Source organism: Mesorhizobium sp. M2A.F.Ca.ET.037.01.1.1, assembly GCF_003998075.1.
Taxonomy (GTDB): Bacteria; Pseudomonadota; Alphaproteobacteria; order Rhizobiales; family Rhizobiaceae; genus Mesorhizobium.
On sequence record NZ_RZSA01000144.1, the window covers coordinates 1 to 9650 of the forward strand.

Here is a 9650-nt window from a genome sequence, read left to right on the forward strand (position 1 = left end):
ATCTCCGGGTTCAGCGCAAAAGCCGACAATTCGAAGCGGACCTGATCGTTGCCCTTGCCGGTGGCGCCATGGGCAATCGCGTCGGCGCCGGTCTCCTGGGCGATCTCGACCAGATGCTTGGTGATCAGCGGCCGGGCGATCGAGGTGCCGAGCAGATAGGTGCCCTCATAGACGGCGTTGGCGCGGAACATCGGGAAGACGAAGTCGGCGACGAACTCCTCGCGCACGTCGACGATGCGGATGTCCTTGATGCCCATCATCTCGGCCTTGCGGCGCGCCGGCTTCAGCTCGCCGCCCTGGCCGAGATCGGCGGTGAAGGTGACGACTTCGGCGCCGAGCTCGGTCTGCAGCCACTTCAGGATGATGGAGGTGTCGAGGCCACCGGAATAGGCGAGCACGACTTTCTTGACGTTTTTGAACTTGGACATTTTTGGCGGTTCCGCAGGAAAAAGCTTCGGGGGCGAGGTATCATGGGGTTTCCAGGCGGCGCAAGAGACGAAGGATGCGGTAGTGTCTCAGTTTGAAATATGAGCGGCTACGGATCGCAGCCGTCCGACTGTCGCGCCATGCGCCGAACTCCTATATGCTTACCGCAAAGCGCGGGAGCTTTCATGTCATACGCAGTCGAAACATGCCCGGACGATGTGGACCGTCTGAAGACGCTTCTCCACAGCCTAGGCGAAGAGGGAAGCCGGATCATCAACGTGATCTGGCAACCGGAGCGGGATGTACCCACCGACATCGGTCCGATAACCCAGCCATCCGGCTACGTCATCGTGTTGGAGTATCCGAGCTAAAGCCGACCGGAGGCCAGAAGCGCCCCGGCGACGTGATCGGCGACGCCGTCCACGTCATGCGTATTGCGACTGGCGAGGAAGCCGACGACACGCTGGATGACGGCAAGCGCGGCCCCTACGAGAAAAGGGTGACATGCGCATAGAGTTCTATGGATTGCATTTTGATCTACCTTCGGATTGGGCCGACAGAACAGATAACGTACCCGAGGGTGTTCCAACCCTTGCCCTTCCCTCCGGAGTTGGAGCGTTTCAGTTCACGATTGCCCGCTATGCTGGAGGCAAACATCCGCGAGTAAGCATAGTTGCACTGCGAAGCATGCTCGCTGAATTTTGCAGAAAGCAGCCCCGAGCGTTTGACGATCCGGTTACAAACATGGGCAAGGTATTTTCTGTCGGGTGCGTGTCCCACGACCTCAGTGAGACACTCGGAGTTTGGTATCTCTCGAATGGAAGTGACGTCGTTTTGGCTACCTACCTCGGTTTGTCATTCGATCATCCAGAAGTCGCGTCAGAGTTGGCTGAAGTCAGGCAATCGATAGCGACTATGGATTTTTGACGGTCCCGAAATTCAAACTGAGACACTACCACGGAAGCCTGCCGGTGGCACAGGCTGGGCCAGATGTTTGCCAGGACAGACGCTGGCGTGGCAGAAAGCGCCGCGTTATAGGGCGCGCGATCCACCCGAGGCGACCCCCGAGGCGACCAATGTCCTTCATTCCCGAGACTTCGACGCTCATCCAATTCGCCATTGCCACCATCATCCTGGCGATCACGCCGGGGCCTGACATGACGTTGTTCGTCTCGCGCACGCTGAGCCAGGGCCGTGCCACCGGCTTCGCCTCGATGGCTGGCGCGCTCACCGGCACGCTGATCCATACAACGCTAGTGGTGGTCGGCATCTCGGCGCTGATCGTCGCCTCGCCTATGGCCTTCTTCGTGCTCAAGATCTTCGGCGCCGGCTATCTGGTGTTCCTGGCCTGGCAGGCGGTGATGAAGGGCTCGGCCTTTTCACCGGAGAAGCGGACAGGACCGCAGGTTTCGCTGTTCCGCAGTTGGGCGGCCGGGCTCGGCGTCAACCTGCTCAACCCCAAGATCATCCTGTTCTTCATGACCTTCCTGCCGCAATTCGTCTCCGCGCATGATCCGAACGCGTCCGGCAAGCTGTTCTTCCTCGGCGTGATGTTCATCGCGCTGTCGATCCCGGTGACGGCGCCGATGGTGCTGGCGGCGGAAAAGTTCTCGGCGGCGATGAAGGCCAGCCCGCGCGTCACCCGCGTGGTCGATTATCTCTTCGGCTGCGTGTTTCGGCCTTCGCGCTCAAGATCCTGACCGCGCAGGCGAAGTAGCTGTCGCTCGGCGCTTGCGGCAATCGGCAAGGGTTCAGCGATATATCTTCACCGCATGCCTTGCCAGAGCGATGATCGCCGCGGCGGCGATGAGCGCGCAGACGCCAGGCCATCCCCAATGGCCGTAGATCTTGACGCCGATCCAAGAGCCGGCGCTGCCGCCGAGGAAAACTGAGGTCATATAGGCCGTGTTGAGCCTGCTGCGGGCGTCGGGCCGGATCGCGAAGACACGCGCCTGGTTGGCGGTCTGACCACTCTGCACGGCGATGTCGAGGAGCAGCATGCCCGCCGTGAGCGCCAACAGGCCTGTTGCTCCGCCAAGCCCGCCGCCGAGCAGGACGATCCCCGCCGCGATGCCGGTGAAAAAGGCGAGCGGGCTGACGACGTCGGGACCCTTGCGGTCGATCAGCCGGCCGACGACCGGCGTGCAGAACACGCTGGCCGCGCCGACCAGCGCGATCAGCCCGACCGCCTGGCCGCCGAGATGGTACAGCGGTCCGCCGAGCAGCAAGGCCAGGCTTGTCCAGGCGGCGGTGAAGCCGCCGAACATCAGCGCCTGGTAAAGGCAGGAGCGGCGCAGCTCCGGCTCGTCGCGAAAGAGGATGAAGGCCGCCGCGACCAGCGACGGGTAACGCTGCGAAGATGTCGGCGCCGTCCTGGGCAGCACCAGGCCAAGCAGGACGGCTAAGGCGAACAGCGCCGCCGCGGCGACCAGGTACGGTCCGCGCCAGCCGAGATGCTCGCCGAGAAAGCCGCCGAAGGTGCGGGCCAAAAGAATGCCGGCCAGCAATCCGCTGAGCAGCGTGCCGGTGACCGCCCCGCGCCGCTCCGGCGGCATCAGCCCGGCCGCCATCGGCAGCAGGATCTGCGGCACCACGGTGGTGATGCCCGTCGCCATGCTTGCGACTGCCAGCACCGGCAGCGTCGGCGCCTGGCTGGCGATCAGAAGTGCTGCGGCCGTCAGCGTCAACAGGGTTGCGACAAGCGGACGATGCGGAAGCCGGTCTCCCAACGGCACCAGCAGCAGAAGGCCAAGCGCATAGCTAAGCTGGGCGGTGGTGACGACCAAGGCCGCCGTGTCAGCAGGGACGTGCAGGTCGGACGCGATCAGCAGCGTGATCGCCTGGGGAAAGTAAATGGTGGCAACGCTTACGCCGCAGGCAATCGAGAGGATGAACAGCAGGCCGGCGCCGAGGCCGGAAGGGCTGCGCTCGGCCGGTTGATCGAGCCGTTCGGCCACGGCGGCGGCCGAGCCGCCATTCATTTCACCTTCCGCCATGGCCCTGCTCCTGTCGGTCTTGCCAGAATGTCTCGGCACGGCGGGCCAAATTCGATTCGGGCAGCCTCTTCAAGTCGATGGGTTTTGACATGATCCGCTGCAGAAAAGTCTGCAACTTTTCGTCATCAGCTCAAGGGTCCGCGTCGGCCAGGGGCGGGCGGCGCCAGCTTCCGGCCCAGCGGCCGGCGGAGAGCCAGTAGAAGATGCCGCCGACCATGCCGCAGCCGATCACGGCCAAGCGGACATTCGTCGCGGTGACATCGAAATTGGCGTCGCCCACATTATGCACGAAGCCGAGGAAGACGATGGCGACGACCGCGCCGCCCAGCGCGTAGAACAGCCAGTCGCGCCGGCCAAGCACGTCGGCCGCCAGGATCACGACGGCGGCCGGCATGAAGGCGAAATAGGCGACGAACAGCGCCACGAACGGCACCGAAAAATAGAGCGCCGGCGCGATCGTCGGGTGGCCTGGCTACAGCGCATAGCCGAAATAGCCGAGGAAGAGCGCGTTGAGAAAGGCGCTCGCCGCCAGCGAGCCGACAATATAGCCGATCAGGATGACGGCGAAGCGGACGAGATAGGCGATGATACGCCTCACGCCTCGCCGTGCCCCGCGATCATCATGGCTTCGAGCGCCAGCCGGTCCACCTTGCGCATCCGCTCCGATTCCGACTTGAGCTGGCCGCAGGCGGCGAGGATGTCGCGGCCGCGCGGCGTGCGGATCGGCGAGGCGTAGCCGGCATTGTTTATGTAGTCGGCAAACTTTTCGATCGTCTCCCAGTCCGAGCACTGGTAGTTGGTGCCGGGCCACGGGTTGAACGGGATCAGATTGATCTTGGCGGGAATGCCCTTCAAGAGCTTCACCAGCGCCTTGGCGTCGTCGAGGGAATCGTTGACGTCCTTCAGCATCACATATTCGAAGGTGATGCGCTTGGCGTTGGAGAGGCCGGGATAGGCCTTGCAGGCGGCGATCAGCTCCTTCAGCGGGAATTTCTTGTTGATCGGCACCAGAAGGTCGCGCAGGTCGTCATTGGTGGCATGCAGCGAGATCGCCAGCATGACGCCGATCTCCTCGCCGGTGCGGGCGATCTCCGGCACCACGCCCGAGGTCGACAGCGTGATGCGGCGCTTCGACAGGGACAGGCCGTCGCCGTCGGAGGCGATCAGCAGCGCTTTCTTCACCGCCTCGAAATTGTAGAGCGGCTCGCCCATGCCCATCATGACGATGTTGGACACTTTGCGCCCTTCGGCCGGGACGATGGCGCCGTCCGGCGTGTCGCGGTCGGGGAAATCGCCGAGCCGGTCGCGCGCGGTGAGCAGTTGCGCCAGGATCTCTTCCGTCGTCAAATTGCGCACCAGCTTCTGCGTGCCGGTGTGGCAGAAGGAGCAGGTCAGCGTGCAGCCGACCTGCGAGGAGATGCAGAGCGTGCCGCGGCCTTCCTCGGGGATGTAGACGGTCTCGATCTCGACGGGACGGCCGGCGCCGCGCGGCGGAAAGCGGAACAGCCATTTGCGCGTGCCGTCGGAGGAGATCTGCTCCTCGACGATCTCCGGCCGCGCGACGGTGAAATGCGTGTCGAGCGCGGCGCGCAGGTCCTTGGAGATGTTGAACATATGCGCGAAGTCGGATACGCCGCGCACATACATCCAGTGCCAGAGCTGCTGGGCGCGCATCTTTGCCTGGCGCTCCGGCACGATGCCGGCACTGATGAGCGCCTCGCCGATCTCGGCGCGGGTCAGGCCGATCAGGGACGGCTTTTCGGCCGGGGCTGCGCGGCGCAAGGCGTCACGGGCGCCTTCGGCGGTAAGATCAAGCGAAACGGTCATGGTGGCGCCAATATAAGCGATTTGCGGCCGATTTCAGCACCGGCCTGACAGGAAGCGCGGCGCATAGCACAGCTTGGCGCCGGAGTCATGCGCCGGGCTTACCCTTGAACTTCCGCCTTGCGGCGATGGCCGCTGACCTGCTGGCCATCTTCCGGATGGAGAAAGAAGAATCCCGGGATGGAGAGCAGCGGGATCACCGCCGTCAGCAGGAACGCCCAATGGAACTGGCTCGCCGTCGGCGCATGCACCTCCCCGGAGACGAGGCCGAGCACCATGGCGGCGATCGAAACGCCGAGCGCGACGCTGAGCTGCTGCAGGACGCCGCCCAGGCTGGTGGCGCGGCTGAGGTTCTCGGCCGGCAGGTCGGCGTAGGACAGCGTGTTGGACGACATGAACTGCGCCGAACGAACAATGCCGAAGCAAAAGACATAGAGGCCGATCAGCCAATGCGGGGTGTCGGCGTCGAGCAGGGCAAAGCCCGCCACGGCAACAGAGCCGACCACGGCGCTGCCGCTCAGCACGGCCTTGAAGCCGAAGCGCCGCAGGAAGAAGGACAGCAGCGGCCGCATCAGCAGCGCGCCGAAGCTGCCGACGAAGGTCAGCGATCCGGAGGTGACCGGGCTCATGCCGAAGCCGACCTGCAGCATCAGCGGCAACAGGAAGGGCGCGCCGTTGAGGCCGATGCGGCAGAGCCCGCCGGCCAGCGTGCCGACCCGGAAGGAGCGGAAGCGGAACAGCGTGAGATCGACCGCGGGCGCCGCGACTCGGCGCGCATAGTGGCCGAAGGCGAAGAGCAGCAGGACCGAGGCCGCCAGCACCAGCATGGTCGCCAGCGGCGAAATGATCGGCCTGCCGATATTCTCCAAGCCGAATTGCAGGAGTGCCGCGCCAGTACCCACCATGAGGAAGCCGGCGAAGTCGAAAGGCTGGGCTTCTTCGCCGTGGAAATCGTCGACGAAGTGCAAGGCGGCGAGAATGCCGATGAGGCCGAACGGCACGTTGACATAAAAGATCCAGCGCCAGGAGGCGTAGGTGGTCAAGAGGCCGCCGAGCAGCGGTCCGATGACGGGACCGACGATCGCCGGCAAGGTCATGTAGGTCATGGCGGTGATCAGCCCGCTGCGTGGAAAGGAGCGCAGCAGGATCAGCCGCCCGACCGGCGTCATCATGGCCCCGCCCAGTCCCTGCAGCGCGCGCATGGCCAAAAGCATGCCGACGCTGTCGGCCACGCCGCACAGAACCGAGCCCAGGGTGAAGGTGAAGAGCGCCAGGGCGAAGATCCTGCGGGCGCCGAACCGGTCGGCGAACCAGCCGCTGACCGGGATGAACACGGCCAGGGTCAGGATGTAGGTGGTGATCGCCAGATTGAGCCGGACCAGGGTGGTGTCGAGGCTTTGCGCGATGGCCGGAATGGCGGTGGTGAGGATGGTGGAATCGAGCTGTTCCATCAGGAAGGCGATGGCGACGATGGCCGGGATGATCAGCTTGAGACGCGGGTCGCGCTCGGTCGCGAAGAGATGCTGTTCCAATTGTCCGCCAGTTCCGTCGTGCAGGAAGCGATGCCCGCCCGCCAGCCATCCGCGATCAAGCCGGCGTCGATGTCGTGCGGCCCTGCCGGTCCGGACCCCCACCGCACCGGACTGCTTTATGGCCCGATCGATGCGAAGCGATAGCGATTTCGGCTGGCACAGAGGTCAACAAATCTTGACCCCCCTGCTGCACCGAGGCGCGGCGCTGACGGCTGCCGCCGTCTGAAAATCGATCACATATTCGTGTTGGCGTAACCATTCGCGCTGCGTCGGCGAACCGGAAGAGGGCGACCATGCCCCTCAACAATGGGAGTTGTTCAGATGCACTCGATCAAGTTCGCACTCATTGCCGGTTTCGCCGGTCTTTGCGCCTCGCAGGCCTCCGCCGAGGACACAATGGGCGCCATGACCATGATGAAGGGCGGCCAGGTCACCGCGATCATGCCGGACGGACACATGGGCACCATGATGCCGGACGCCAAGATGAGCGCCGACATGATGAAGATGGCCAAGCCCATCAAGCATTGCATGATGATGATCACCGACGCCAAGGGCAAGGCCTACATGATCGACACGTCGACCAAGAAGGCCCAGGCGGAATGCGAAAAAATGGCGATGTGACCTCGCCGACAGCGCGTGCCGACCTCCCCGCCGGCCGGTACGCCGGCGGGTTATCTGCCTTTGTATCACATCTCCTTGAGCGCCGTTCCTGGACGTTGCCGGCATGGCGTCGGGCTCGTCCTCGCGGGTTGATCGGCGCCGTCATTGTGCTAGGCCGGGCCTACCAGCAAGAGGCTCGTCATGGCCGGCATATCGCGAAAATACCGCATGCTTCGGCGTTCCCACGCCATGTGGGTGTCGCGGCGCGTCTGGCAGCCGCGGCTCGTCTTTTGGGCCGGCGCCATCTCGATCGGCCTGATCAGCGTCCTGTTCGCCCTGCTCGCCGACCGCGCGCAGGCCCTGTTCCATGTCATGACCGGCAATGAGGGCGGCTGGCGCTTCTATCTGCCTTTGATCGTGACGCCGCTTGGGTTCGTGCTCTGCGCCTGGCTGGCGCATTCCTTCCTCCCGGGATCACAAGGCAGCGGCATTCCGCAGGCGATCGCGGCGCGGCATCTGCGCGACGAGGACGATCGCAGCCGCATCCTGTCGCTCAGGCTGGTGGTGGGCAAGATAGCGCTCACCGTCGCCGGCCTCGCCTGCGGCGCCTCGATCGGCCGCGAAGGCCCGACGGTGCAAGTCGGCGCTTCGGTGATGCTGCAGGCGGCGCGCTGGGGCGGCATGGCGCATGCGCGCGGGCTGATCTTGGCGGGATCCGCCGCCGGCATAGCCGCCGCCTTCAACACGCCGCTCGCCGGCATCGTCTTCGCCATCGAGGAAATGGGCCGGGCCTATGAGGCGCGCACCAACGGGCTGGTGCTGACGGCGGTGATCCTGGCCGGCCTCGCCTCGCTCGGGCTGCTCGGCAACTACACCTATTTCGGCGTCGCCAAAGACACGGTCGCCTTCGCCTCCGACTGGCCGCTGGTACTAGCCTGCGGCATCATCGGCGGCGGGGTCGGCGCGCTGTTCTCGCTTTCGGCGTTGAAAGTCATGCGCCGCATCCGGCGCTGGAACGCGCTGCAGCCGCTGCCGCGCGCGCTGGTCGTGGCGGCCGTCTGCGGGCTCGCCGTGGCGGTGATCGGCGTGGCGTCCGGCGGGCTGACCTTCGGCACCGGCTATGCGCAGGCGCGCGGCGCGATCGAAGGCACGCGGCTGCCGGCCTTCTTCTTCGTCGAGAAATTCGGGGCCGGCATGCTGTCGATGGTGTCGGGCATTCCGGGCGGCCTCTTCGCGCCGTCGCTGGCGGTGGGCGCGGGGCTGGGCAGCACGCTGGGCCTGGTCTTCGGCACGGCCACCGGCACCGCGGCACTGCTCGGCATGGCCGGCTATTTCGCCGGCGTCGTGCAGGCGCCGATGACGGCCTTCGTCATCATCCTCGAAATGACCGGCAACCACGACAACGTCATCGCGCTGATGTGCGCGGCAATGCCGGGTTACAGCACGGCAAGGCTCATCTCCAACGAACCGCTCTACCACGCGCTGTCGCGCGTCTTCATCGCCGAGGCGATCCGGCGGCGCAGGGTTGCCGGGGCAGAACAGCCGCTGTGAAAGCGAAGACCGGGTTTGAGCCCCGGCCTGCTTGTCCAAACGCGCCAGCCTATCTGGCAGACGAGATCTCGATTACAATCGGATGATCGCTTAGCAAAAGGTCGAGCGAGGTCGTGTTCTTCACTGTCCGGACAGGATCGGTGCCGACAGTCGGATCATAGATGCTTATGGAAGTCGCCGTGGCGCCAAGGCGCACGGTCACCTGGTCCTGGTCGTTCAACCGTTCGTCCCAGACGACCAGTTGGAACGTCCCGTCACTGCGCCGCAGGAGAAGATCATGAACCGTCGGAGGCTGGTCCGCGATCGTGTAATCCAACGTGCCGGACGTAGCGACCGTACCCTCGTCAGCCAGAATAGTCGTAACGTTGTGAAGGTAGGTCGCGGCCTTGCGGGGTGAATAATCGGGCCTGAAGAAACCGAACGACTGGTTGCCGGCCTCATCGGTGCGGTCCCTCAGCAGATAGACCGAAGTGTAGGCATAACCCCGCTTGAACTGTGCGAAATACAAATTCAACAAATTCAAACCTTGCAACTCTTCGGTGACCGGTCCCTGGATATTGGTTCCCGTCTCGGTCGTGACACGCGGCAGTGTTTCAAGTTGTTCCGGCGGGTAGCCCCGGAACCATTTCGACCATGTCAGACCGAAGTTTCCGAATAGTCCGTCGACCCGCGCAGCATAGGTTGGGTCGGCAGCATCCCACACCCTTGTTGTCGGCCGGAT

9 protein-coding genes and 2 pseudogenes are annotated in these 9650 nt (G+C 64.4%); 4 read left to right on the forward strand and 7 right to left on the reverse strand.

What is annotated here, in order from left to right:
• On the reverse strand, window positions 1-428 hold a 428-nt coding region (locus tag EOA27_RS09965; protein WP_189561997.1), incomplete at its 3' end, for an argininosuccinate synthase domain-containing protein.
• A 183-nt stretch (window positions 429-611) separates the two neighbouring features.
• Here EOA27_RS09965 and EOA27_RS40580 point away from each other — a divergent pair.
• Together EOA27_RS40580 and EOA27_RS09980 are read left to right on the forward strand one after the other, a co-directional pair.
• Window positions 612-797 (forward strand): hypothetical protein, encoded by a 186-nt coding sequence (locus tag EOA27_RS40580; RefSeq protein ID WP_189343309.1) that lies wholly within the window; start codon window positions 612-614, stop codon window positions 795-797.
• Between the two features lie 705 nt (window positions 798-1502).
• Window positions 1503-2143: pseudogene (locus EOA27_RS09980) on the forward strand (LysE family translocator).
• A 34-nt stretch (window positions 2144-2177) separates the two neighbouring features.
• Here EOA27_RS09980 and EOA27_RS09985 read toward each other — a convergent pair.
• The 5 genes from EOA27_RS09985 to EOA27_RS10000 form a co-directional block, all read right to left on the reverse strand.
• Window positions 2178-3422, reverse strand: a complete 1245-nt coding sequence (locus EOA27_RS09985) for an MFS transporter (protein ID WP_210211650.1) — start codon at window positions 3420-3422, stop codon at window positions 2178-2180.
• A 130-nt stretch (window positions 3423-3552) separates the two neighbouring features.
• Window positions 3553-3846: a hypothetical protein gene (locus EOA27_RS43135; protein WP_348526204.1), complete on the reverse strand. Its 294-nt coding sequence runs from the start codon at window positions 3844-3846 to the stop codon at window positions 3553-3555.
• A 48-nt stretch (window positions 3847-3894) separates the two neighbouring features.
• The gene (locus EOA27_RS43140) at window positions 3895-4020 is read right to left on the reverse strand and encodes a hypothetical protein (RefSeq protein ID WP_292256119.1); all 126 of its coding nucleotides are present in this window, start codon (window positions 4018-4020) and stop codon (window positions 3895-3897) included.
• The gene (gene rlmN, locus EOA27_RS09995; RefSeq protein ID WP_126080422.1) at window positions 4017-5249 is read right to left on the reverse strand and encodes a 23S rRNA (adenine(2503)-C(2))-methyltransferase RlmN; all 1233 of its coding nucleotides are present in this window, start codon (window positions 5247-5249) and stop codon (window positions 4017-4019) included. The genes EOA27_RS43140 and rlmN overlap by 4 nt, the downstream gene beginning before the upstream one ends.
• A 98-nt stretch (window positions 5250-5347) precedes the next feature.
• Window positions 5348-6778, reverse strand: a complete 1431-nt coding sequence (locus tag EOA27_RS10000; protein ID WP_126080423.1) for a DHA2 family efflux MFS transporter permease subunit — start codon at window positions 6776-6778, stop codon at window positions 5348-5350.
• Between the two features lie 321 nt (window positions 6779-7099).
• On the opposite strand from EOA27_RS10000, the gene EOA27_RS10005 reads away from it, so the two are divergent.
• Complete coding sequence (locus EOA27_RS10005; protein ID WP_126080424.1) at window positions 7100-7399, forward strand: hypothetical protein; 300 nt, start codon at window positions 7100-7102, stop codon at window positions 7397-7399.
• A 180-nt stretch (window positions 7400-7579) separates the two neighbouring features.
• A complete protein-coding gene (locus EOA27_RS10010) occupies window positions 7580-8929 on the forward strand; it encodes a chloride channel protein (protein WP_126080425.1) in 1350 nt (449 codons plus the stop codon).
• A gap of 49 nt (window positions 8930-8978) precedes the next feature.
• On the opposite strand, the pseudogene EOA27_RS10015 reads toward EOA27_RS10010, so the two are convergent.
• A pseudogene (locus EOA27_RS10015) lies at window positions 8979-9650 on the reverse strand (glycosyl hydrolase); the annotation flags it as partial.

Bases quoted from the DNA above. Each gene is read 5' to 3' on its own strand.
- EOA27_RS10005 (WP_126080424.1), top strand. From the start codon at position 7,100: ATGCACTCGATCAAGTTCGCACTCATTGCCGGTTTCGCCGGTCTTTGC.
- EOA27_RS10010 (WP_126080425.1), top strand. From the start codon at position 7,580: ATGGCCGGCATATCGCGAAAATACCGCATGCTTCGGCGTTCCCACGCC.
- rlmN (WP_126080422.1), bottom strand. From the start codon at position 5,249: ATGACCGTTTCGCTTGATCTTACCGCCGAAGGCGCCCGTGACGCCTTG.
- EOA27_RS40580 (WP_189343309.1), top strand. From the start codon at position 612: ATGTCATACGCAGTCGAAACATGCCCGGACGATGTGGACCGTCTGAAG.
- EOA27_RS09985 (WP_210211650.1), bottom strand. From the start codon at position 3,422: ATGGCGGAAGGTGAAATGAATGGCGGCTCGGCCGCCGCCGTGGCCGAA.